Source organism: Mesorhizobium sp. M1329, assembly GCF_040318035.1.
Classification (GTDB): Bacteria; Pseudomonadota; Alphaproteobacteria; order Rhizobiales; family Rhizobiaceae; genus Mesorhizobium.
The window spans coordinates 45,141-68,376 of record NZ_JAMYLN010000015.1 but is presented as its reverse complement, the minus strand read 5'-3'; the positions used below and the strand labels follow the sequence as shown (position 1 = coordinate 68,376).

Here is a 23,236-nt window from a genome sequence, read left to right as displayed (position 1 = left end):
AAATGACCGACGTCAAGCTCAAATCGACGGCGCCGCCACACGGGCGGGAACATCGAGAGAGCTCATTGGCGAGCCCCCACCGGCTGGCTCACCGTCGCTAACGACAACGGTTGAGTGCAGCCAACAACGCCGCCGCTTTGGCCGGGTAATGCGGCCCGCAAGAAACTATTTTGAAGAGAGGTCCTGAATGCGCCCTCAGGTGCAGTGGAAATTGTGCTGGGAAAACGAGTTGCAGCTCTCGGACCACGTCGAGCTCGCCCAGTTCTTTCGTAATACCTACGGGCCGACTGGGGCGTCCAACGCAGAACCGTTCGAAGGTAGTCGAAGCTGGGCCGGAGCCAGGCCTGAACTCCGCGCAATCGCCTATGATTCGAGCGGTGTAGCGGCTCACATGGGCATACTGCGTCGTTTCATCAAGGTTGACGCGGTCGATCTGTTGGTGGCTGAGCTGGGCCTGTACGGGGTACGTCCGGATCTTGAGGGTCTCGGAATCGCCCATTCAATCCATGTCATGCTTCCAATACTGCAGGAGCTTGGCGTTCCATTCGCTTTCGGAACCGTCCGGGACGCGCTGCGGAATCATGTTGAGAGGTTCGGGCGGCGATACAGCCCTTTGGCCGTTTTGTCGGGAATTCGCGTGCGCTCCACCCGACCAGAGGCGCGCCTCGACCTGCCGCCCACACGCATCGATGACGCACTCACCATTGTTCTGGCAGTTGGACGGCCGATCAGCGAATGGCCCACGGGCACGATGATCGATCGGAACGGACCAGAGCTATGAGCCGTCCCGATTGCTTGTACGAAGTGCGCCGTGAGTGCTCTGACGGCACCGGCCGTCGCAGCGTTTATCTGACGTTTGACGACGGTCCCAATCCACTTTTCACACCGGAGATTCTGGATGTGTTGGCAGAGCAGCGGGTGCCGGCGACTTTCTTCGTCATCGGCGCCTACGCCTTAGAGCACCCGGATCTAATCCAACGAATGTTTGCAGAAGGGCACGAGCTAGGCAACCACACGATGACTCATCCGGATCTGTACAAATGCGGCTTCGGCGAAGTGCAACGTGAGATTTTTGAAGCGAACGGCGCCATCATGAGGGCGTGCCCTCAGGCCTCGGTGCGCTATATTCGCGCGCCCTACGGCGCCTGGAGCGAAGAAATCTTCACAGCGTCACAGATCGCCGGGCTGACGGCCCTCCATTGGTCCGTCGACCCTCGAGATTGGTCTCGCCCTGGGGTCGACGCGATTATCGATACCGTGCTCGCCTCTGTCCGGCCGGGCGCAATCGTACTCTTGCACGACGGATGCCCTCCCGGCGAGTTGAGCCAGGGCGCTCACGCCGGTCTGCGCGACCAGACGGTCACGGCGCTGTCCCGTCTGATTCCAGCACTTCATGAGCGCGGATTTGTAATCCGCTCACTTCCTCAACATCACTGAACAAACGAGATCCCATGACTCTTCTTGGTACAACCAGCACTGTGGCCATTTCGCTTTATGCACTGCTCTCGACTGCTTATAAGAGCATGCAGGGGATTTATGCTCTGCCGACAAACGACTCATCGGCGTTGGAGGATCTCGTCGGCTCCGATCAACTGCCCAGCGTGGATGTCATCGTCCCCTGCTTCAACGAGGATCCGCGCACGCTTTCAGAGTGCCTGGCGTCCATTGCAGACCAAGAATACGCCGGAAGACTTCGGGTCTATGTGGTTGATGACGGTTCTGGAAATCGCGAAGCCGTAGGAACTGTCCACGAAACCTACGCGCGCGACCCTAGGTTCGACATCATTTTGCTTCCCGAGAATGTTGGAAAGCGCAAGGCGCAGATCGCCGCGATACGCCGCTCATCCGGGGATTTGGTGCTTAACGTTGATTCAGACACGATACTCGCGTCCGACGTCATCACCAAGCTTGTACCGAAGATGCGAGATCCAGCGGTCGGCGCAGTCATGGGTCAGTTGATTGCCAGTAACCGGAGCGAGAGCTGGCTGACAAGGCTGATAGACATGGAGTACTGGCTGGCTTGCAACGAGGAGCGCGCGGCACAGGCTCGCTTCGGTGCCGTTATGTGCTGTTGCGGCCCATGTGCCATGTACCGCCGGTCTGCGCTCCTTTTGTTACTGGACCAGTACGAGTCGCAATTTTTTCGGGGCAAGCCAAGCGACTTCGGGGAGGATCGCCATCTCACTATCCTCATGCTGAAAGCAGGCTTTCGAACCGAGTACGTTCCGGGCGCCATCGCGGCCACAGTCGTTCCGAACAGACTCGGACCGTATCTGCGCCAACAACTCCGTTGGGCACGAAGCACATTCCGGGACACGCTGCTTGGGCTGCGCTTGCTGCCCGGCCTCAATAGCTATCTCACGTTGGACGTGGTCGGACAGAATCTCGGGCCGCTACTCCTCGCCCTATCGGTACTAACGGGCCTCGCACATTTCGCACTGACAGGCACTGTGCCTTGGTGGACAGGACTGATGATTGTGTCCATGACCATGCTCCGATGCAGCGTGGTAGCATTTCGTGCTCGACAGTTTCGATTTCTGGGCTTTTCCCTGCACACGTTCATCAACATCTTTCTCTTACTTCCCTTGAAGGCCTACGCGCTGTGTACATTGAGCAATAGCGATTGGCTGTCGCGAAGCTCTGCTGTCGCTACATCGAACACTGGGGGAAAACAGACCCCCACCCAAACTCCGATCACTGGATCAAGCAGGGCAGAATTCTCACCGCATGCGGCTCCGCTTCGCAGGCTCAATCTTGCGCGGATTCTTCGGGATTAGCGCTGTCGAGCAACATCTGCGGCGACGAGTGATCGCTAATTACCTAGGTGGACGAGAGGTGGACGAGTTTGACCCAGAACATGAATCATCAGTTGCTCGATCGGGAATTGGCCGCAGACGATCCGTGGCGCCTCGACGGCAATCCGTTCGAGCGGGAGCGCCACACGCAAATGCTCCAGCTGGCGCTTGCCCAAGGCTCCATTACAAATGCCCTCGAAGTCGGGTGCGCTGCCGGCGCATTCACGGAAAAACTAGCTCCCAACTGCCAAGGGCTCACCGTCATCGATGTGGTGGCGCAAGCGATTGCTCGAGCACGTCAACGGATAAAGGAGCCGTCGCGCATCAACTGGATAGTCTCCGATGTTCAACAGTTTTCGACCGACGAGTTGTTTGACCTGATCGTTGTGGCGGAGGTCCTATACTACCTCGAAGACATAGCCGAGATGCGCGCGGCCGTCAAAAACCTGGTGCGGGTGCTTGCGCCAGGCGGGCATCTGATCTTCGGATCGGCAAGGGATGCTAATTGCCGTCGCTGGGGTCACGCCGCTGGTGCTGAGCCGGTCATCGCCATGCTGAACGAAACGTTGATCGAGGTAGAGCGTCTTGAGTGTCGGGGCGAGTCGGTCAACGAAGACTGCTTGCTCGTCCGTTTCCGGAACCCGCTTTCCGCTTCCTGATGAATCGAATCTATCGCCGTTAACGTGGAGACACTATGCGCATCTGTGGTACCAAGCTGACCCATGATGGGGCGATCGCCCTTGTCGAGGATGGACGGCTCGTCTTCTGCGTTGAGCAGGAAAAGCGGCACAACAATCCGCGTTATCAAACCATCGATAATCTCGACGTAATTGTCGCCGCTTTGGCGGAACAGGGGCTAAATCCTTGTGATGTCGATCAGTTCGTTATCGACGGCTGGGATGGCGAAGACGAGTCACAGTTTCAGGTCCGGCAGGCAACCAAGCAACCGCCAGTCTTGGCGTCCCTCTCGGTAAAATGAACCCATGTCCATGGTAGCGATCGATCTTACTGACGTAAGCAAAACTTATGACAAGCTCGTTGTCGACAGACTGTCGTTCCGCGTTGCGGCGGGGGAATGCTTCGGGCTCTTGGGACCGAACGGTGCGGGCAAAAGCACGATTGCGCGTATGGTCCTCGGCATGACATCGCCTGATGCGGGGAAGATTACTGTGCTCGGCGCTCCAGTGCCGGCGCGCGCGCGTTTGGCACGTATGCGCATCGGCGTGGTCCCGCAGTTCGACAATCTTGATACCGCGTTCACTGTACGCGAGAACCTGTTGGTGTTCGGGCGCTACTTCCGGATGAGCAGACGCCAGATCGAAGCGGTCATACCGTCGCTGCTTGAGTTCGCCCGCCTCGAGAACAAAGCGGATGCGCGCGTCGCCGAACTGTCCGGCGGCATGAAGCGGCGCCTGACGCTCGCGCGTGCGCTGATCAATGACCCGCACTTGCTGGTGATGGACGAGCCGACCACCGGCCTCGATCCGCAGGCCCGCCACCTGATCTGGGAACGGCTGCGATCGCTGCTGGCGCGGGGCAAGACTATTCTTTTGACTACCCATTTCATGGAAGAGGCCGAGCGGCTGTGCGATCGGCTGTGCGTTATGGAGGAGGGGCGCAAGATCGCCGAAGGCCGCCCGTCCGCACTCATTGACGAGCAGATCGGCTGTGACGTGGTCGAGGTCTACGGCGGCAATCCGCATGAACTGGGTGCGCTGATCCGGCCGTACGCACAGCGCATCGAGGTGAGCGGTGAGACGCTTTTTTGCTATGCACCCGATCCGGAGCAGGTGCTGGTGCAGCTACGCGGGCGCGCCGGTCTGCGCCTTCTGCAGCGTCCCCCCAATCTCGAGGATGTGTTCTTGCGGCTAACCGGGCGCGAGATGGAGGACTGAACAATGGGCGAACGTTATGCGGCGGCCATGCCCGCCAATGCGTGGAATTGGGTCGCGGTTTGGCGCCGCAACTATCTTGGATGGAAGAAAATCGGGCTTGCATCGGTTCTCGGCAACCTCGCCGATCCGATGATCTATCTGTTCGGTCTCGGCTTTGGCATCGGAACAATGATAGGTCCTGTTGAGGGCACTTCGTACATTGCGTTTCTCGCGGCTGGCATGGTTGCCACAAGCGCGATGGCATCGGCCACTGCTGAAACGGTTTACGGGAGTTTCGGCCGCATGGACAACCAGCGCACCTGGGAAGGAATGCTATGCACTCAGCTGACGCTCGGCGATATCTTACTCGGCGAATTGGCGTGGGCAGCCACCAAGGCCCTGATGGCGGGCACAGCAATCACTATTGTTGCCACCACGCTCGGCTACACATCGTGGCCATCCATCCTCTGCTTGCTGCCAGTCATCGCTCTCAGTGGCCTCGCCTTCGCGAGTCTAGCGATGGTCGTCACGGCGCTTGCGCCCAGTTATGAATATTTCATATTTTATAATACGCTTGTTGTAACACCCATGCTGTTCCTTTGCGGCGCGATGTTTCCGGTCAACCAATTGCCCGGCGCTTTTCAGGACGTCGCCTCCTTGTTGCCGCTCGCACATGCAATTGACCTCATTCGTCCGGCGATGCTTGGCCGTCCGGCCGGCAGCATGGGCCTGCATATCGGCGCGCTTTGCATATACACGGTTTTGCCGTTCTTCCTATCGGTTGCTCTATTTCGTCGTCGGCTGATGCGTTGACGCACTTACCATTCGTAAAATTGATTCTTTGGGCGATACCCATCCACGCGTCGGATAGGTCAATACATGCGTTTTAAGGGACTCGATCTAAATCTCCTGGTTGTGCTGGACGCTTTGATCAGGGAGCGTAAAGTCACCGCCGCGGCCCGCAGTATTAACCTGAGTCAGCCGGCCATGAGCGCCGCCGTCGGTCGGTTACGCGCCTATTTCAGCGATGAGCTATTTACGATGAACGGCCGCGAACTCATTTTGACACCGCGCGCGGAGGGGCTCGCCACAGCAGTCCGGGAGGCATTGCTGCACATCCAGCTGTCGATTATTTCCTGGGACGCCTTTAACCCGGCCCGATCGGATCGTCGCTTCCGCATCATCCTTTCCGATTACCTCACACTCGTATTTTTTAAGAAGATCGTAAAGCGTGCTGCGCGGGAAGCTCCCGCCGTCCGCTTCGAATGTCTGCTTATTTCCGACGACCCCGAGGAGCTTCTCCGGCGCGGCGACGTTGATTTTCTGATTATGCCGGAAGTGTTCATGTCGAAACATCCTCGCGCAGCCCTGTTCGAAGATATACTCGTATGCGTAGGCTGCGGCACGAACAAGCAGCTGTCAGAGCCACTTACATTCGACCGATACTTGTCGATGGGGCAGGTTGTGCTTAAATTCGGGGACACCCGGCAGCCCTCCATCGAGGAATGGTATTTGCTCGAGAACGGTTTCGAGAGACGTATCGAGGTCGTCGTACAGGGCTTTAGCATGATCCCGCCCCTTCTATCAGGCACCAACCGCATCGGGACAATGCCCTTACGGCTGGCGCAGCATTTCGCAAAAACAACACCCCTGCGGATTGTCGAACTTCCGCCGCCACTTCCTGCCGCATTCACGGAGGCCGTCCAATGGCCTGCGTTTCACAATAATGATCCGGCAAGCCTATGGATGCGGGAAATGATGTTGCAGGAGGCATCTCGTATGATTACCCCGCCTAAGAGCACCGGACGTCTCAGTTGTCGGCCGACGACCCCTCGGTTATGAGAGGAGGCATGGATGGCGATTGGGATTGGGCGATTCCTGCATTGTCGAGAACGATGCAGGGAGAGCAGATCCTTCACCTGAAGAGGTGGCAGCGATGCTGCCGCTGCATGAGCTTGGCTGGGGAACCGACGGGCGAACGAATTCGGGTGCGCTCGCAACACGGTGCCTCGGTATCTAAGCGAGGGCGGGACTGTTCCGTTTCGCAAGCCTGTGCGGCCGACCGCGTTTGACGGACTGGACGATTGGCTGCGGGAGCGCTTCTTCCGCCATGGCTCGGGCTGGATGACGATCTCGACCCGCTCCAGATGCGCCGGGAACGCCTTGCGCGGTCGCGCAGCACGTCGCGGCTCGCCTGTCGGTCTTGCGGCCTCGAGCTCGGACTCAATCGCGCCGAGCCCGGTCTGGATTTCGAAGGCGAAGGCCTGCTGGGCACGTTCGAGCTTCTCGGAGCTGCGACCGAAGCGGCGCGCTCCAGCTGCTTGACGATCCCATGAAGGTCGGCGATCCTCTCCTGGGCACGCTCGTTGAGTGTCGCCATCCGGACGATCTCGGCCTTGAGTGTTTCGCTCCGGAGTTGTTGCAGTTCGGCCTTCTCCGCCGCCATGGCGACGAACATCGCCTTGAGCGGATCGATTTCGTGGGGACGGGCCGAAGCGCTTCTCGTCATGACGCCGACAGGAGCTTATTTTGCACGGCCTGAGGCCCGCCTTTTGCGCCTGAGTCACTTCGCCACCGCCTTCCGGCCGGACGCCGTCGCCGTTCGGCTCGAACGCGTGTCCAGTCCATGCCTTCGACGAGCGCCATCAGTTTCGGCGCGGCAAGCCGATCACGCCGTTCTCCGCCAGCGGAACTTGTCCTCGTCCAGCGCTCACGGTGCGGGTATGCCGGCGTCGAGCAAACAGAGAGACGTTTGGGGCCCAACCAGGACGGCCCCGTTACGAAGTGTTGTCCTGGTCCGGTTTGAGTGTCGAATCTTCAGATCGATTGCTTGGGCGACCAGCTTCCCGGCCGCCAGCGAGCCCGCAACTGCTCAGCAGAAGGGCGAAGTGAACGTGAGTGCATCCATCTCGTAAATGTGTGTCTATCCAAGCAATCGATTTCTCTAATTATCCGATGAGGAATATGAAACGCGTCAGGCAGGGTGCATCATTAGGAGTATTTTTGATGGCAAAGATTATCGAGGGTGGCCCGGATTCCGAAACACTCCTCGGCACCGAGCTTGAAGATTGGATGGAGGGTTTCCAGGGCAATGACTGGATTGACGGTCGTGCCGGCAACGACGAGATCTCGGCTGGCCAGGGCAGTGACCGAGCCATTGGCGGCAAGGGTAACGACCGCATCTTCGGCGGAGATGGCTGGGACGATCTCTCCGGCGACAACGGCCGCTTCAACGCGCGCATCTCCGGTGAGGACAATGACAGGCTCAGCGGCGGTCCCGGCCAGGATGTCCTCTACGTGGGTGACGGCCAGGATAGGTTGACCGGGGGCACCGACAATGACACGTTCGTGTTCCAGTTCCACAATCCGGTGCCTGGGGTCGACCCGAGTGTCGGGTCGAAGCCGGACATTACCACTATCACCGATTTCAACCCGGCGGAGGACAAGTTCGCCTTCGATGCGGTGGGCCTCTACAACGACGGTTTTGGCGCGAACTTCGTCAACAACGCCAGCATACAGTCCGGCTACCCGGTGAGCAGCTTCTACAGTGGTGCGGCCTCGGGTGCGAACGGCGAACACGTCGTGGTAATCACTGGCGAATCTTTCAACTCTGCTTCTGAAGCCGCGAGTGCGATCTCCGGCGAGCACGCCGGCGACATCATTGTCTACCAAAGCAGCTACACCGACAGAGTCGCAACTCTGGCCTATGTCACCGCCGACAACAGCGCGCATGAGTTCGCCCACCTGGGCGGTGTGGTCACCGTGGCCGACCTAGGCCTGACCGCGTCGGACTTCACCTTCGTTTGATCCAGAAAACCCATACGGAACAGCGCCCCGCCCCCCTGGGCGGGCGCTTTCCGTTTCCGCTACTTGCGATGGGCCGGGGCGCCCGGGAGCAGTCGCAGCGTGTACAGCTTGACGAAGCCCTGCACGTCGCGCTGGTCGTACACCGAAATCTCCCTGAAGGCGTGGAGGCGGAAGCCTGTTCGGGCCCTTGCGGCCGGCCACGATGACGTTGCCCTTCCAAACCTTCAGCCGGACGGTGTTGTTGTTGACCCGCTCCATTAGATGCCAAACCAAACACATTCGGCGGGAGCACTGATCCTGAATCAGCGAGCGGATGCAGTCGGTTGCCGCTCGGGGAGCAATATAGGGAGCTGGGTCGCCAGATCCTCACGGAGACCTACGTGAGTAACCATTCCTTGAAGGATTCAGCTTTGAGACCTTTCCCTCTGACTTCCGCTATTTGGGGAATTCTGTTGATCAGCGGCGTGGTCAACGTGCTTGCGCTGATCTCGCCGCTGTTCATGCTTCAGGTCTACGACCGCGTTCTGGCAAGTGGCAGCGTATCGACGCTAGTGGGGCTCGTCGTGCTTGCTGCAGGGCTTTATGCGTTCCAATGCCTGCTCGACGTTTTGCGCGCCCGCGTGCTGCTGCGGATTGGCGAGCGTTTCGATGAACAGTTTTCCGGACGCGTTCACGATGCGATCGTTCGCCTTCCGCTTTTAACGCGCATGCCGGGCGACGGCTTGCAGCCGCTTCGCGACCTCGACAATATTCGCGGATTCTTAGGTGGAAACGGTCCGACAGCGTTCTTCGATCTGCCATGGATGCTGCTTTATCTTGCCATTTGCTTCCTCCTTCATTTCTGGATCGGCATGACGGCACTTATCGGGGCGATCGGTCTCACATCTCTGACACTTCTTACCAACACTCTCTCGCAACGGCCGATACGCGAGACCATTGCCCACGACATGGTGCGCAATGGCCTACTGCAAGCAGCGCGTTGCAATGCCGAGGTCGTGCAAGCTCTCGGTCTCGGAAAGCGGATCGCTGCCCGATGGCACAAGGCCAATGCCGAGTATCTGGCCGCCAACCGGAAAGCTGGGGACGTGGCAGGTGGGCTGGGTGGCATTGCAAAGTCGTTGCGCGTGCTGCTGCAATCGGCCATTCTTGCCGTCGGCGCGTACCTTGTCATCAGGCAGGAGGCTACGGCCGGGGTCATGATTGCCAGTTCGATCATGATGGGGCGTGCGCTGGCTCCGGTCGATCTGGCCATTTCAAGCTGGAAACCCTTCCTCATGGCGCGCCAGGGTTGGGCGCGGCTGGAGGACCTCTTGGGAAAGGTTCCTGAAACCGCTCCTGTTATGCCAATGCCTGCACCTGAACGCGAACTCCGCCTCGAAGGCGTGACAATCGTTCCGCCCGGCGAAAGGAAGCCGACCGTGACCGGCCTTGCGTTTGCCGTTCAGGCGGGAAGCGCACTCGGGATCATCGGTGCATCGGGTTCGGGCAAGTCGACACTCTCGCGCGCCATCGTCGGCGCATGGGCGCCGGTCGCCGGAAAGGTTCGCATCGACAGCGCAAGCCTCGATCAATGGGACCGGGAAGCGCTAGGCCGTCATATCGGCTATTTGCCGCAAGGTGTTGAACTATTCGACGGCACCATTGCCGAAAACATCGCTCGTTTTGAAGATAATCCTGACCCTGAGGCTATTGTCACCGCGGCGAAAGCAGCGGGCACGCACGAACTGATCCTCCGATTTGAGCACGGCTACGAAACTCCGATTGGTGAGGCCGGATCGGCACTTTCCGCCGGGCAGCGCCAGCGTATCGGTCTTGCCCGTGCTCTTTATCGAGACCCTTTCCTTGTTGTGCTGGATGAACCCAATGCCAATCTCGATGCGGAAGGCGAGGCTGCGGTCGTCAAGGCGATCGCCTCCGTGCGCGGGCGCAAGGGCATTGCGGTTGTCGTCGCCCATCGGCCGAGCGCCATCCGCGCCGTGGATTTTGTGTTGGTCATGGAAGGTGGACGGCAGCGAGCATTCGGTGCGCGTGATGAAGCGCTTTCCAAAGTCTTGAAGAGGGCAGCGATGGCACCAGGCGCTGGCGTCAAGGCCATCGAGTCTACAGAGGATAACGTGGGAGAGCGCGCTGACATGGAGGATCCCGGTGGCCGGCATTCATCAGAATAATGACGTTTCCAGCTCCATTCGCCGGCACCTGGTGGCGGGCCTTCTGGCGAGCGTGATCTTTGTTGGAGGAGCCGGAGCCTGGGCGGCCTTCACGAATCTCTCCGGTGCGGTTGTCGCGTCCGGACACTTTGTCGTCGATTCCTATGTGAAGAAGGTGCAGCACCCGACGGGCGGGGTGGTGGGAGAAATCCTGGTGAGCGAAGGTGATAAAGTAAAAGCCGGCGACATCCTCATGCGGCTCGACGCCACCCAGACGCGCGCCACTCTCGCTGTAGTCACCAAGCGGCTCGATGAGCTGGCCGCCAACCTGGCACGACTGGAAGCTGAGCGTGACGATCTGGCGGAGATCGCCTTCCCGGACTGGCTGCTCGCCCGCAGAGATGTTCCGGACGTAGCTTCGGCAGTACATGGCGAGACGCGGCTGTTCGAATTCCGCAGACAATCCCGCGACGGAAGGCAGGCGCAGCTAGCGGAACGCATCACTCAATATGAGCACGAGATCGAGGGGCTCAAGGCGCAGGAAATCGCTTCTGAGAAAAGCACCGAGATTCTCCAAAAGGAAATTGCTGCCCTGAGTGGGCTGCGCGACCAAGGCATTGTCTCGGACCAACGCTTGAACAGCCTGAAGACGCAGGTTGCCACTTTCGGCGGCGAACGCGGTGAGAAGATTGCACATCAGGCACAGACGGCAGCCCGCATAGCCGAAACGCGCCTGCAGATCCTGCAGATCGATCCGGATTTCAAGACGGAAGTCGGCCAGGAGCTCAGAGAGGTTCAGGCGCAGGTTGGGGAGTATGTTGAGCGCAAGGTGGCGGCTGAACAGGAACTGCGACGGATCGATATTGTCGCGCCGCAGTCAGGCGCCATTCAACAACTCGCAGTTCATACGGTCGGAGGAGTGATCACGCCCGCCGATCCGATTATGCTAATCGTGCCGGAAGGCGACGATCTTGCGCTTGAAGCACGAATCACCCCGAAGGACATCGACCAAATCCAGCTTGGTCACAAGGCCGTGCTGCGGATGTCAGCCTTCAATCTGAGGACCACGCCGGTATTGAACGGATATGTCAGCCGGATCGCAGCCGATCTGGCGACGGACGAAAAAAACGGCGTTTCGTATTACCTGGTGCGTCTGTCGGTTCCGCATGCGGAACTGACGAAGCTCAAGGACCTGACGCTCGTGCCCGGCATGCCGGCCGAAGCGATGATCCAGACGGGCGAGCGTACGGCGCTTTCTTATTTTGTGAAGCCGCTGTCGGACCAAATCAGTCGCGCATTCCATGAGGAATGAAAGTAATCCACAGAAATATTTTATTTGTATTCTTGTTGGTTGTTACGCATGCATGAGAGTCATAACCGTCTGAAAACACAGCCATACTTTCCTCAGTTGGATTCCGCCTCTGACTCAGATTCGTGGTTCCGCGGTCATTTTGCCCTTCCAAGTCGCCGACCATTCAGTTCTTGGCCTCGAGCGCATTAAGATACCCATCATCGTACACAAAGGCTGGAAAAGAGTCCGGTGTCTTGAGCGATCCTAGGTCTGGAGACCTAGGGTGAGCCTGCAAGCACAGAGCTAGGACATGATTGAGCGTCTGCAATATTCGGACAGGTACATAGGAAGACAGGCAGGCGTCAAAAACGCGCTTTCAACGCGCTAAACCGATGCTACGCACCCCGAGCGTCTTGCCGCCCTCGCTCCCGCCGGTAGGAATCAATCGCGAGCAGGCTGCGACGTTCATCGGCGTAAGCTCAACGACCTTTGATGAAATGGTCCAGGACGGCCGGATGCCGCAGCCACGAATGCCGAGCAAGGGGCGCATTGTTTGGGACGTCGAGGAACTTGTATTGGCCTTTCGAAAGCTCCCTCACCGCCAAATCGGAGGAGCACCAAAGCTTGACGAAGATTCGCCGCCACTAGACAATCCTTGGGATCGAAAACCACGAACATGACGGATGAGCCCGTGAAAATCGATCTTAAGGGCGTAGTGAAGGACACTGATCGCCACGGCAATGATCGGTACTATTTTCGCGCACCGGGTCGGAAGAAGGTCCGGCTCCGTGAACCGACCGGCAGCGACGAGTTCCTCGAGGAACTGCGGTGCGCGCGCGCCGAGGTCACTTATGTTCGGCCCGGCACTCTTCCCGAGATTTGCCGGCGCCTCCCCAAGCCTTCCGAGCCAGCGAAGAAAGGCACGTTGCTGTGGCTTTGCCAGGAGTATTACCGTCGGGGCGGCACGGAAATCACCCAAGACACTATGGCGCGCCGACGAGCAATTCTGGAGCGCGTATGCGAATTACCTCATCCCCTCGAAGGTGACCCGGATCCTCAGTATCCCACCAAGGGATCTCTGCCATTCGCCGGTATGAAACGGTCTCATGTTAAGGAGATCAGGGACACCAGGCTCGACGCCCTTGGCGCGGCAAACAATATCGTAAAAGCCATCAGCGCGATGTTTGAGTGGGCAAAGGACACAGAGATTCCGGGCGTCGACTCCAATCCCGCCCGCGGCATCAGACGGCTAAAGAGCGGCGACGGCTGGCACCCATGGGACGTGTCGGAGATCGTTCAATATGAGAAGCGGCATCCGCTGGGTACCGCAGCCAGACGTGCGCTCTCGATCTTCATGTTTACTGGCCTGCGGTTGTCCGACGTCGCGATCTTCGGTCGACAGCACATCACGCTCGTCTACAACGAGGAGACCGAGCAGTGGGAGAAGTGGATCAGAATTAAGCCTGGGAAGACCAGTCGTAACAAGGATGCGGTGTTGGTGGAGCTCCCGCTTCTGCCCGAACTAGAGGCGGAACTTGAGCACACGCCCTCCGACCAGATGACCTTCCTGGTCAATGAGTATGGTCGCCCGTTCTCGGAGAACGGTCTGGGCAACAAGATGCGCCAGTGGTGTGATCAAGCTGAGCTGCCGCACTGCAGTGCTCATGGAATTCGCAAGGCCGGCGCGACGATCGCCGCTGAGAACGGCGCGACGCACGAGCAGCTGAAGGCGATATATGGGTGGACTACGTACCAGCAGCCCGACCACTACATCAAGAAAGCGCGTCGCCGGAAGGTAGCGAGAGCGGCGAAATACCTGCTGGTTATCGATCGAAAAGAGAACAAAATTGTCCCACTTTCTGAGGGGGTTGAAAGAGGTGGGACAAAAATGGCCAAAAAATCCAATTAAATCAACGGCCACAAAAGCCAATGGTGGGCCCGGAGGGACTCGAACCCCCAACCAAGCGGTTATGAGCCGCCGGCTCTAACCATTGAGCTACAGGCCCCACGGCGCTGGATTAGTGTTTTTCCCTGAACCGCACAAGGCTTTCCCTGGGGCTTTCCGAGCAGACGTTCCAGGGGCTGGCAGAGATCGCCCAAATCAGCCCAAATTGATAACCTATTGCACGTCGCCCACCGGACGCCCCACTCGGCTGTCTTGGGATCGCAGATCGAGGAGATTTCATGACCAGACGTATTTTGCCCCTGGCGATTGCCGCCGCAATCGCATTTCCAGCGATCGCGGCCGGCGCCGATTCGCCACCGCCACCGCGTATCGTCGTCACCGGTGAAGGCGAGGCGGCGATAGCACCCGATCTGGCTCTGCTGACGCTCAGCGTCATGCGCGAAGCCAAAACGGCACGTGCGGCGCTCGATGCCAATAACGACGCCATGGCCGCGGTGATCGCTGCGATGAAATCGTCCGGCATCAAGGAGCGCGACCTGCAGACCGCGGGCCTCCAGATCAACCCGCGGTATAACTACACCAACAAGCCCGACGGCAGCCAGGAGGCCGAGCTTGTCGCCTATCAGGTGACCAACACGCTGTCGGTGCGCATCCGCGACATCGACAAGACCGGCGACATTCTCGACAAGGCGGTGTCGCTCGGCGTCAACCAGGGCGGCGGCATTTCCTTCTCCAACGACGATCCGGTGGCAGCCGTCACCGAGGCCCGCAAGAAGGCCGTCGCCAATGCGATGGCCAAGGCCAAGACGCTGGCCGAAGCGGCGGGCGTCGGCATCGGCCGGGTCCTGGAAATCACCGACCAGAATTTCGCACCGCCACCGATGCCGATCAACGCCAAGGCATTCGATGCCGCTGGCGCGTCGGTCCCGGTGCAAGCCGGCGAAAATTCCTACACCGCGCAGGTGACGGTGACTTTCGAACTGAAGTAGTCGTCGATCGCATGAAAAACCCCGGAGGATCGATCCTCCGGGGTTTTCGAGCCGCGCCCTTCCGTTCTGGCGGAAAGGGACTCCGCTACTCTACCGGCTGAAAGATCGCCGGCCGCAAAGCTCCGACGGGCTTAGCGATAGATGATCGGACAGCCGCGCTCGTTGGCGAATACGATCACGACGCGATCGCCATACTGGCGGCCGGCAACCTTGACCGTGCGGCGGTTGATGTCGATGATGCGGGCGCGGTGCAGGCCCATGCGTTCGGCCTTGTCGATGGCACGCTCCGGCGAACAGGACCGGCGCCAGCCGCCATGACGGCGGTGTTCGCGATAGTAACCATCATCCTCGTCGCCGGTATAGACGCCGACGCGCGGATCCTGGTTGTTGCCGAAGCCGAGATAGATGCTGTCAGCATGAGCGGGGATGGCAGCAAGCGTGCCAAGGCCGACAAGAGCCGAAAGAGCCGCAGTCTTGATGGTGTTGAACATTGTCTTCTCTCCTTGTTGAGGGTTTCCACCCGTTTTCGTCGAACCGATGGGAGGAGAATGCACCTGCCTGTCTGAATTTTTTGCGAACCGGCTATTCATCCCCCGTTCATGCGGCAAGAATTGGCCAGCCGTTTAGTCTCTGCGTTTCTGGAACCGTTCTATGCAGGGCAAATGGGGAACGTACCGTTTGCCATGGTCCCCGGTCTTCGTTACCGGAGGAAATCCTAAGGCTCGTCCGCGAGCATATGGTCGAAATAGTCGTCCGGCTCGGCAAGGTCGGTCTCGCTGGCGCTGACCCGGCCGCGCATCGAGATGCCGGCCTCGTGCACGGTCTCGTCGCTTCCCGACACCAGCCTGTGCCACCAATAGAGATCGCGACCCTCGGCAACCAGCCGGTAAGCGCAGGTCTTGGGCAGCCAGCTGATGGTGCGCACATTCTGCGGCGTCAGCCCGACGCAATCCGGAACACGCGCCAGCCGGTTGGCATAGTCGGAGCAGCGGCAGCTTCCAGCGTCGAACAGCCGGCAGCCGACGCTGGTCCAATATATCTCTCCGGTGTCCTCGTCTTCGAGTTTGGACAGGCAGCATTTGCCGCAGCCGTCGCAGAGTGATTCCCACTCGGCCGGGGTCATCGCCTCGAGCGTCTTGGTTTTCCAGAACGGCTTTTCCATCGTCGGCATGTGGCCCTCGGACGCTTCAAGGTCAAGCACTGTAACCGTGCACCCTGGTCCGAACGATACGCCGGGACCATACGCCGGAACATACGCCAGGACCATACGAATGACATGAAGTCGCCTTCAAAACGCCGGTCAATCGCCCTGTGCCACAGCTAGAACCTACAAACAGGAACCAAACATGGTTGCTGAAAGTTTGGGCAGGGATGGGACGCCACAAGGAGTGTTTATGATGAAACCACGGATTCTGGCAGGCACGGCGCTTGGCCTGTTGATGGCGTCCGCGCCGTTAGGCGCGTTCCCGCTGCAAGGCACTGCCGCATTCAGCCCCGTGCAACGCACCGCAGCGCCGCTCATCCCAGTGCAATCGAATTGCGCCGAGGGCGAGTCGGCGGAGGCCTGCGCGCAAAGCCAGCAGGCAGAGCAGCCCAAAAAGAAGAAGCGCGACCAGCAGCAGCAAACGGAATCCGCTCCCACCGAGCAGATCGCTCCGGCCGAGACCGAGCAACCCCGCAAGAAGCGGCGCAATCAGCAGCAGCAAACAGAATCCGCTCCGGCCGAGCAGATCGCTCCGGCCGAGACCGAGCAGCCCCGCAAGAAGCGGCGCAACCAACAGCAGCAAACGGAATCTGCTCCCACCGAGCAGATCGCTCCGGCCGAGACCGAGCAACCCCGCAAGAAGCGGCGCAATCAGCAGCAGCAAACGGAATCTCCCACCGAGCAGATCGCTCCGGCCGAGACCGAACAGCCCCGCAAGAAGCGGCGCAATCAGCAGCAGATCGAAGCAGCCCCATCGGAACAACCGGCCGAGCAGGCAGCGCCGGCAAACGACAACCAGCCCAACGTCAATCCGCGCAAGAAGAAGCAAAGACAGAACCAGCAGATCGAGGCCGCCCCGGCAGAACAGGCTCCGACTGTCGAGCCGGGACAAAAGCCGGGCAAGCGCAAGAAGCCTGCTGAATTGACCGGACCCGCCACGGAGCCGGAAGGCCAGCCGGCGCCGACCAATAAGGAAGCGACCCCACAGGCCCAACCGGCTCCGACCGAGCAGCAGGCCGCTCCCGTCCAGGGCGAACAGCCCCAGGACAAGATCAAGAAACGTGGCAAGAGGCCTGTCGGCGAACAGCCGGTGACAGGAGAGCAACAGCCCTCAACCGGCGAACAGCCTTCGACTGGCCAGGCCGCGCCGGTCCAGGGTGAAAATCCGGTCCAGGGTGAAGCCCAGGCCAATCCGAACGAGGCACCTGTTCTGGACAGCCAGAAGGATGTCTTGCGCAAGCGCAAGGGTGGCAAAGAGCGCGGCCAAAATGCCGGTAAGCAGCAGGGCAACCAGCCCGCCCAGCAGGGCGAGAACCAGGTGGAAGCCCCGAAGCCGGCTCCGGTCGAGGAGGGACCGCCACCTACCGACGACAAGGCGGCCCAGCAGGCGATCAAGCCTGAAAAGATCGTTCCGGTGACGGAGGAAAAGGGCAAGCGTGTCGAGCGTGCGCCCGACATCGAGGATGTTCGCCGCCGTCCGCGTCCCCAGGGTGCCAACGTCGTCAGGGAATTCGGCGACCGCGTCATCCTCCAGTTCAACAACCAGACGTTCGTCGAAAGCAGCGATGCCCCGCGCATGCATCGTGGCGCCAGGAATGTCTATTATGAGGACCTGTCGGGCGATCGCACCCGGGAAATCGTCGAGCGTGACAATGGTGTCCGGATCGTCACTATCCGCAACCGCTACGGCGACGTCATCCAGCGTTCACGCATCGCGCCCGACGGCCGCGAATATGTGCTGAGCTATGTTGACGAGCGGAACTATGACTATGATGCAGACTGGCGCGACCCGGGCGACGACCTGCCGCCGATGCGCCTTACCATCCCGCAGGAGGAATACATTCTGGATTCCGAGGAGGTCGAGGATCCGGACGACTACTACACCTTCCTCGAACGTCCGCCGGTCGAGAGGGTCCAGCGCCTCTATTCGATCGACGAGGTCAAACGCTCGGCCCGCGTGCGCGACATCGCCCGCCGCATCGACCTCGACACGCTCAACTTCGAATTCGGTTCGGCCTCGATTTCCGACACCGAAGTCCAGAAGCTGGAGGGTGTTGCCAACGCCATGGACAAGCTGCTGAAGAAAAACCCGGCCGAGAGCTTCCTGATCGAGGGCCATACCGACGCTGTCGGCACACTGGAAGCGAACCTTGCTCTGTCCGACCGCCGCGCCGAGGCGGTCGCCGAAGCCTTGACCAACGCGTTTGGCATCCCGCCGGAGAACCTGACGACGCAGGGCTATGGCGAGGAGTATCTCAAGGTCAACACGTCGGGACCCAACCGCGAGAACCGCCGCGTCGCCATCCGCCGGATTACCCCGCTGGTGGCGCCGGTGGCCAGCGCCCAATAAACCGGAATGTGAACCGCGCGATTTGATCAACTATTGAATCGCGCGGTCATCAATCTTGAAACGCGCGGTTACCCATCCCAGATTCTGGCAAGGGCGTTCCCTGCCCTGTCCCGACTCCAGCGGGACACACGAGCCCCGCCGGTTCCCCTCCCCGGCGGGGTTTCGTTTTTTTGCAACCTTGCAAACCGCCGCAGCCTGCCCGAAATACGGCACTCCGACAACGGAGCCCGAACCGCCGCATGAAGCGCCTCGAACTCGCCATCGAATCGATCATTCTCGCCTCGCGCTGGCTGCTGGTCGCCTTCTATCTCGGACTGGGCGCGGCGCTTGCCATCTATGCCGTGTCCTTCGGCAAGAAGCTGTTCGAGTTCGTTCCCGTGGCCTTCACGCTCGATGACACCGACACCATCCTGAAAATGCTCGGCCTCATCGATGCCGCGCTGGTCGCCTCACTGGTGGTGATGGTGATCATCTCGGGTTACGAAAACTTCGTCAGCCGCTTCGATGAAAATGACGGCAAGGTGCATTGGCTGGGCACGATCGATGTCGGCTCGCTGAAGGTCAAGGTCGCCTCGACAATCGTAGCGATCTCCTCGATCCACCTCTTGCAGGTGTTCCTGAACTCGGTCTCCTACACGACCGACCAGCTGATGTGGCTGACCGTCATTCATCTGGCCTTCGTTCTCTCGGCACTGATGCTTGCCTATATCGACCGGCTGATGGGTCTTGGCAAAGCCAAGAAAGCCGAGGAATAAGCACGCGTCTGTGCCGGTCTTTTTGAGAGATACTTCTGTAGCTAGATACTTTCGGTCAGTAGATACCTTTGATTTTGGTATCTGTCCGGCCGAACACCTCGTCCGGCACAAAAAAGTCGCCGGCGAGCGGGCCAGTCGCGCCCGGCGCATAGGCCGAGAAATCGCTGACGCCCTCCGCACGCAGCACTTCTTCGTCGATGTAGAAATTGCCGGTTGCCTCGCGCGAGGGCCTGACCAGGATAGCGTGTGCGGCATCGGCCATGATGTCGGGCGAACGGCTCATCGCCGCCACCGTCGCTCCGCCCAGGAGGTTGCGCACCGCCGCCGTGTCGATGGTTGAGATCGGCCATAGCGAATTGACCGCGATGCCTTCCCTGGCGAACTCGGCGCTCATGCCCAGCGTGCACATCGACATGCCGAACTTCGCCATCGTGTAGGCGACATGGTTCTTGAACCACTTGGCCTTCATGTCGAGCGGCGGCGCCAGATTCAGGATGTGAGGATTTTCCGCCAACCTCAAGTGCGGAATGCACATTTTGGAGACGAGAAAAGTGCCGCGCGTATTGATCTGGTGCATCAGATCGTAGCGCTTCATATCAGTCTCCAGCGTGCCGGCGAGTTGGATGGCACTGGCGTTGTTGATGCAGATGTCGATGCCGCCGAACCTCTCCACGGTCTTGGCGACGGCTTCGGCGACCTGTGCTTCATCCCGAATGTCGCACAGCACCGGCAGCGCCTTGCCGCCGGCCTGCTCGATCTCCTGCGCCGCCGTGTAGATCGTCCCGGGCAGCTTCGGATGTGGCTCGGCGGTCTTGGCCGCGATCGTCACATTGGCGCCGTCGCGCGCGGCGCGCAACGCAATCGCCAGGCCGATGCCGCGCGACCCGCCGGAGATGAAAAGCGTCTTTCCCTTGAGCGACATCCTTGCGCCTCCCTGCAACATCAAAAAGAGACGATCCTTGCGCGGCCGAGAAGCGCCGCGCAAGGCCAAACCCACCGGATGCGGGTTACGCTGCGTCGGCCTTGAGGCAATCAGAGCTAGACCAGCACCAGACCCTGCCGCATGGCGATGGCAATCGCATCGGTGCGGTTGGCGGCACCGAGCTTCGTCAGGATCGCCGCGACGTGGAACTTCGCCGTGTGCACGGAGATGTTCAGCCGCCGCGCGATGACCTTGTTGGGCGCGCCTTCGGCCAGCAGCGCCAGCACCTCGCCTTCGCGCGGCGAAAGCATCGGCCGGACGATCTGCTCGTCGGCCGGTTCCTCCTCGAACCGGCCGCTGTCGTGGAAGGTCAAATCGTGATGCCGATCGGATAGAGCATGGCTGTCACGCGAAATCCGGTAGCCCGCAGCCGCCAGCCGCGCGGCGGCGGCGATCAGCAATTCGTCCGCTTGCACGGGCAGCACGGCAAACACTGTATCGGCCGGCCGTTCGCGGGCCGCTCGCGACGATAGCAACACGCGAGGCATCGCCGCGTCGACGAGCCCGCCTTGCGCCCCATGATCATCGACGATGGCGACATCCGCCGCGTCACGCCCGTCGGCTTCGCCCGCCAGAACCGGCCGCAGATCATCGGTCGCGGCGAGAACGGCGGACAGACTTCGCGCGCGCTCGGCGTCACCGAGCGCGATCAGCACCGTCAGCCGTCTGCCAGCGACCTCACCGCTTACCATCTATCCCTCAGCTCAGTGGCTTTTCACCGATGGTCAGGGAAACCTCACGGTTCTCGCCGCCGCGCACCACGCCGAGTGTCACCAAGGCACCGGCGCTGTCCGGCCCGAGCTTGCGGATCAGCTCGCGCGGGCCATGCACCGTCTCTGCGTTCCACGATACGATGATGTCGCCGAGGCTGAGACCGGCTGCTTTCGCCGGCCCGTTATCGTCCAGGCTCATCACCATGGCGCCCTGTGTATCACCATTGCGGACCGGATGCAGGCCGGCGCCAAGATAGCCGCGCGCCACATGACCCTTCTCGCGCAGCGTCGTGACTGCCCGTTCGATCGTTTCGTAAGGCATGACCAGCGCCCGCCGGCGCGGCCCGAACAGCAGCATGCCGATCAGTCCGCCCTTGGCGTCGAGCACAGGGCCGCCCTCGAAACGGCCGCCGGCATTGACGGCAAGGTTGATGCGCCGGTCGATCGTGCCGCCGCGCATTGAACGCCAGGCCGGGCCGACCTCGCCGACCGTGCCGAAGGTAGCGAGCGAGGTGCCGTCGCTATTGCCCGCCACGACCGCCAGGTTGCCCGGCCGCACCGCATCCGCCTTTACCAGCGACGGCACGCTCGGCGCGCCGGCCGGCTTCAAAACGGCCGTTCCGGTGGACGGGTCGCGGCCGACCAGTTCGGACTTGACGGCTTCGCCCGAAGAAAACGTCAGCTCGATCTCCTCGCCGGCCTCGACCGCCTCCTCGGCAGTGACGAAATAGCCGTCCCGCCAGTGGAAAGCAGTTGACGTCCGGTGATGCGTCGCGAAGCTGGCCGTCGCTGGGGCCGCGGCTGCCGCGATGTCGGCAATGGCGTCGGAAAACGTGCTCAGATTGAAATCGCTCATGATTTATCTCCTGGGTTCTTCGTGACCCAGATATCGCCCGGCAGGGCGTTGGCGGATACTCGCCTGACGGCTAGTTGGGCGTTTGACTGGCCATCTGGTCAGGTCGCGGCCGGTCTGGCCGCTCCGCACATATAGGCATTGTTCATCTTGTTCAAAACGGAGCCCTCAGATGGCCCTGCCCGCCCAGCAATTGCAATATGACGATGGCCTTCTCGACGCCTATTCGGCGACGGTCGCCGACGCCGTCGACCGTATCGGGCCCGCCGTCTGCCGCATCGAGCGCGTCGGTGGCCCGGGCGGCCATGGCTCAGGCTTCGTCATCGCGCCGGACGGGCTGGTCGTCACCAACTTCCACGTCGTCGGCGATGCGCGCAGCGTGCGCGTATCAATGCCGGACGGCGCCTCCAGGGAAGGCCGCGTGCTCGGCCGCGATCCCGACACCGACATTGCGCTGGTGCGCGCCGACGGCAACTTTGCCGACGTTGCGCCGCTTGGCGATTCCAAGCGGTTGAGGCGCGGCCAGATTGCAATTGCCATCGGCAACCCGCTCGGCTTCGAATGGACCGTCACCACCGGCGTTGTCTCAGCGCTCGGCCGCTCGATGCGTGCCGCCACCGGCCGGCTGATCGACGACGTCATTCAGACCGACGCCGCGCTCAACCCCGGCAATTCCGGCGGACCGCTGGTGTCTTCGGCCGGCGAGGTGATCGGCGTTAACACCGCGATGATCCACGGTGCGCAAGGCATCGCCTTCGCGGTTGCCTCCAACACGGCCAATTTCGTCATCTCGGAAATCATCCGCTTCGGCCGCGTGCGCCGTGCCTTCATCGGCGTTTCCGCCGATACCACCAACCTGCCGCGCCGCGCAGCCCTTTTGTCGCAAGTATCGAGCAGCACGGCGGTGCGCCTGCGCAGTGTCGAGAAGAACAGCCCGGCGGACAAAGCCGGCCTCAGGGAAGGCGATATTATTGCCGCCATCGACGGCCGCCCGGTCACCGGCGTCGACGATCTGGTGCGCATGCTCGACGCCGAGCGCATCGGCCGCGAGACACTATGCACGGTGGTGCGCCGCTCCGGCATTACTCAGGTCACGGTAATGCCGTTGGCGCGGGCAAGTTAGCCCGCCGCAGCACCCTGCGCATATTGCGCCAGGAATTCTGGGCTAGGCGGGATCGGCCTGATCACGTCGATCAGCACGCCGTTGGGATCCCTGGTGATGAAATGACGCTGGCCGAAGGGTTCGTCGCGCAGCGTTCGCAGGATCGGCAGGCCGGCGGCGATGATCCGCTCATAGACGGCATCCGGATCCCTGACCTCGAAGTTGATCAGCAGGCCAGATGTGCGGCCCCGCCCTTCCTCCGGGATCGTCTCATGATCGCCCCGGACGATGCCGAGGTTGACGCGGCGGTCTTCGGCTGAGCGCAGATGTACGTACCAGTCGGCCTCAAACAGCGGCTTGAAGCCGAAATGCGCAACATAAAAGGCTGCCGTGCCGGCAACGTCGCTCGTCATCAGCACCGGATAATAGCTCGTCGTCCTCATCTTTCCTTCTCCCGGCGAATAACAT

Annotated in this window: 22 protein-coding genes, 1 tRNA gene and 3 pseudogenes; 18 read left to right on the top strand and 8 right to left on the bottom strand. The window is 60.7% G+C overall.

The genetic code is table 11. From position 1 onward, the window contains the following. The first annotated feature begins 187 nt into the window (after positions 1-187). From NKH21_RS17190 to NKH21_RS17150, 9 genes and pseudogenes are all read left to right on the top strand, one after another. Positions 188-781, top strand: a complete 594-nt coding sequence (locus NKH21_RS17190) for a NodA family N-acyltransferase (protein ID WP_352472404.1) — start codon at positions 188-190, stop codon at positions 779-781. Beyond that, positions 778-1,437 carry a chitooligosaccharide deacetylase NodB gene (gene nodB / locus NKH21_RS17185; RefSeq protein ID WP_352466666.1) on the top strand — a complete coding sequence of 220 codons (660 nt, stop codon included), beginning with the start codon at positions 778-780 and terminating at the stop codon, positions 1,435-1,437. The genes NKH21_RS17190 and nodB overlap by 4 nt, the downstream gene beginning before the upstream one ends. Positions 1,438-1,451: 14 nt before the next feature. Next, a complete protein-coding gene (gene nodC, locus NKH21_RS17180) occupies positions 1,452-2,777 on the top strand; it encodes a chitooligosaccharide synthase NodC (RefSeq protein WP_031194121.1) in 1,326 nt (441 codons plus the stop codon). 80 nt (positions 2,778-2,857) lie between these two features. Beyond that, on the top strand, positions 2,858-3,454 hold the full coding sequence (nodS, locus tag NKH21_RS17175; RefSeq protein WP_031194123.1) for a nodulation methyltransferase NodS: 597 nt from the start codon (positions 2,858-2,860) through the stop codon (positions 3,452-3,454). 35 nt (positions 3,455-3,489) lie between these two features. After that, a pseudogene (locus tag NKH21_RS17170) lies at positions 3,490-3,735 on the top strand (carbamoyltransferase N-terminal domain-containing protein); the annotation flags it as partial. Between the two features lie 43 nt (positions 3,736-3,778). After that, positions 3,779-4,690, top strand: a complete 912-nt coding sequence (gene nodI / locus NKH21_RS17165; protein ID WP_023719311.1) for a nodulation factor ABC transporter ATP-binding protein NodI — start codon at positions 3,779-3,781, stop codon at positions 4,688-4,690. A 3-nt stretch (positions 4,691-4,693) separates the two neighbouring features. Next, on the top strand, positions 4,694-5,482 hold the full coding sequence (locus NKH21_RS17160) for an ABC transporter permease (protein WP_352483783.1): 789 nt from the start codon (positions 4,694-4,696) through the stop codon (positions 5,480-5,482). Between the two features lie 66 nt (positions 5,483-5,548). Then, positions 5,549-6,511, top strand: coding sequence for a LysR family transcriptional regulator (locus NKH21_RS17155; RefSeq protein WP_352687762.1), 963 nt, complete (start codon positions 5,549-5,551; stop codon positions 6,509-6,511). 8 nt (positions 6,512-6,519) lie between these two features. Then, positions 6,520-6,781, top strand: a pseudogene (locus NKH21_RS17150) (hypothetical protein); the annotation flags it as partial. 29 nt (positions 6,782-6,810) lie between these two features. On the opposite strand, the pseudogene NKH21_RS17145 reads toward NKH21_RS17150, so the two are convergent. Further along, positions 6,811-6,966: pseudogene (locus NKH21_RS17145) on the bottom strand (hypothetical protein); the annotation flags it as partial. Between the two features lie 35 nt (positions 6,967-7,001). On the opposite strand from NKH21_RS17145, the gene NKH21_RS17140 reads away from it, so the two are divergent. From NKH21_RS17140 to NKH21_RS17120, 5 genes are all read left to right on the top strand, one after another. Beyond that, a complete protein-coding gene (locus NKH21_RS17140; RefSeq protein ID WP_352753583.1) occupies positions 7,002-7,211 on the top strand; it encodes a hypothetical protein in 210 nt (69 codons plus the stop codon). 464 nt (positions 7,212-7,675) lie between these two features. Then, positions 7,676-8,476 carry a M10 family metallopeptidase C-terminal domain-containing protein gene (locus NKH21_RS17135; protein WP_352466671.1) on the top strand — a complete coding sequence of 267 codons (801 nt, stop codon included), beginning with the start codon at positions 7,676-7,678 and terminating at the stop codon, positions 8,474-8,476. A 395-nt stretch (positions 8,477-8,871) separates the two neighbouring features. After that, complete coding sequence (locus tag NKH21_RS17130) at positions 8,872-10,644, top strand: type I secretion system permease/ATPase (protein ID WP_352866450.1); 1,773 nt, start codon at positions 8,872-8,874, stop codon at positions 10,642-10,644. Beyond that, positions 10,622-11,935, top strand: a complete 1,314-nt coding sequence (locus NKH21_RS17125) for an HlyD family type I secretion periplasmic adaptor subunit (protein ID WP_352566043.1) — start codon at positions 10,622-10,624, stop codon at positions 11,933-11,935. Before NKH21_RS17130 ends, NKH21_RS17125 begins: the two co-directional genes overlap by 23 nt. A gap of 670 nt (positions 11,936-12,605) precedes the next feature. After that, positions 12,606-13,823, top strand: coding sequence for a tyrosine-type recombinase/integrase (locus NKH21_RS17120; RefSeq protein WP_352457555.1), 1,218 nt, complete (start codon positions 12,606-12,608; stop codon positions 13,821-13,823). Positions 13,824-13,844: 21 nt separating this feature from the next. On the opposite strand, the gene NKH21_RS17115 is transcribed toward NKH21_RS17120, so the two are convergent. Further along, positions 13,845-13,920, bottom strand: a tRNA-Ile gene (locus tag NKH21_RS17115). Between the two features lie 178 nt (positions 13,921-14,098). On the opposite strand from NKH21_RS17115, the gene NKH21_RS17110 reads away from it, so the two are divergent. After that, the gene (locus tag NKH21_RS17110; protein ID WP_352671264.1) at positions 14,099-14,809 is read left to right on the top strand and encodes an SIMPL domain-containing protein; all 711 of its coding nucleotides are present in this window, start codon (positions 14,099-14,101) and stop codon (positions 14,807-14,809) included. A gap of 131 nt (positions 14,810-14,940) precedes the next feature. On the opposite strand, the gene NKH21_RS17105 is transcribed toward NKH21_RS17110, so the two are convergent. Together NKH21_RS17105 and NKH21_RS17100 are read right to left on the bottom strand one after the other, a co-directional pair. Then, positions 14,941-15,300, bottom strand: a complete 360-nt coding sequence (locus tag NKH21_RS17105; protein ID WP_023678277.1) for a hypothetical protein — start codon at positions 15,298-15,300, stop codon at positions 14,941-14,943. A gap of 224 nt (positions 15,301-15,524) precedes the next feature. Further along, positions 15,525-15,971 (bottom strand): YcgN family cysteine cluster protein, encoded by a 447-nt coding sequence (locus NKH21_RS17100; RefSeq protein ID WP_023678278.1) that lies wholly within the window; start codon positions 15,969-15,971, stop codon positions 15,525-15,527. 235 nt (positions 15,972-16,206) lie between these two features. Between NKH21_RS17100 and NKH21_RS17095 the strand changes: the two genes are divergently transcribed. Together NKH21_RS17095 and NKH21_RS17090 are read left to right on the top strand one after the other, a co-directional pair. Further along, complete coding sequence (locus NKH21_RS17095) at positions 16,207-18,363, top strand: OmpA family protein (protein WP_352866313.1); 2,157 nt, start codon at positions 16,207-16,209, stop codon at positions 18,361-18,363. Positions 18,364-18,602: 239 nt separating this feature from the next. After that, positions 18,603-19,118 (top strand): TIGR00645 family protein, encoded by a 516-nt coding sequence (locus NKH21_RS17090; protein ID WP_352866311.1) that lies wholly within the window; start codon positions 18,603-18,605, stop codon positions 19,116-19,118. 55 nt (positions 19,119-19,173) lie between these two features. On the opposite strand, the gene NKH21_RS17085 is transcribed toward NKH21_RS17090, so the two are convergent. From NKH21_RS17085 to NKH21_RS17075, 3 genes are all read right to left on the bottom strand, one after another. Then, positions 19,174-20,040 carry an SDR family oxidoreductase gene (locus NKH21_RS17085; protein ID WP_352669678.1) on the bottom strand — a complete coding sequence of 289 codons (867 nt, stop codon included), beginning with the start codon at positions 20,038-20,040 and terminating at the stop codon, positions 19,174-19,176. Between the two features lie 116 nt (positions 20,041-20,156). Next, entirely contained in the window at positions 20,157-20,792 is a 636-nt protein-coding gene (locus NKH21_RS17080) for a helix-turn-helix transcriptional regulator (protein WP_352669677.1), read from the bottom strand. Positions 20,793-20,799: 7 nt separating this feature from the next. Continuing rightward, positions 20,800-21,669 carry a S1C family serine protease gene (locus tag NKH21_RS17075; protein WP_292658775.1) on the bottom strand — a complete coding sequence of 290 codons (870 nt, stop codon included), beginning with the start codon at positions 21,667-21,669 and terminating at the stop codon, positions 20,800-20,802. 169 nt (positions 21,670-21,838) lie between these two features. On the opposite strand from NKH21_RS17075, the gene NKH21_RS17070 reads away from it, so the two are divergent. After that, positions 21,839-22,789 carry a S1C family serine protease gene (locus tag NKH21_RS17070; protein ID WP_352669676.1) on the top strand — a complete coding sequence of 317 codons (951 nt, stop codon included), beginning with the start codon at positions 21,839-21,841 and terminating at the stop codon, positions 22,787-22,789. Here NKH21_RS17070 and NKH21_RS17065 read toward each other — a convergent pair. Beyond that, positions 22,786-23,211, bottom strand: a complete 426-nt coding sequence (locus NKH21_RS17065; protein ID WP_352669675.1) for a VOC family protein — start codon at positions 23,209-23,211, stop codon at positions 22,786-22,788. The two genes, NKH21_RS17070 and NKH21_RS17065, sit on opposite strands and share 4 nt — an antisense overlap. Positions 23,212-23,236 lie beyond the last annotated feature (25 nt).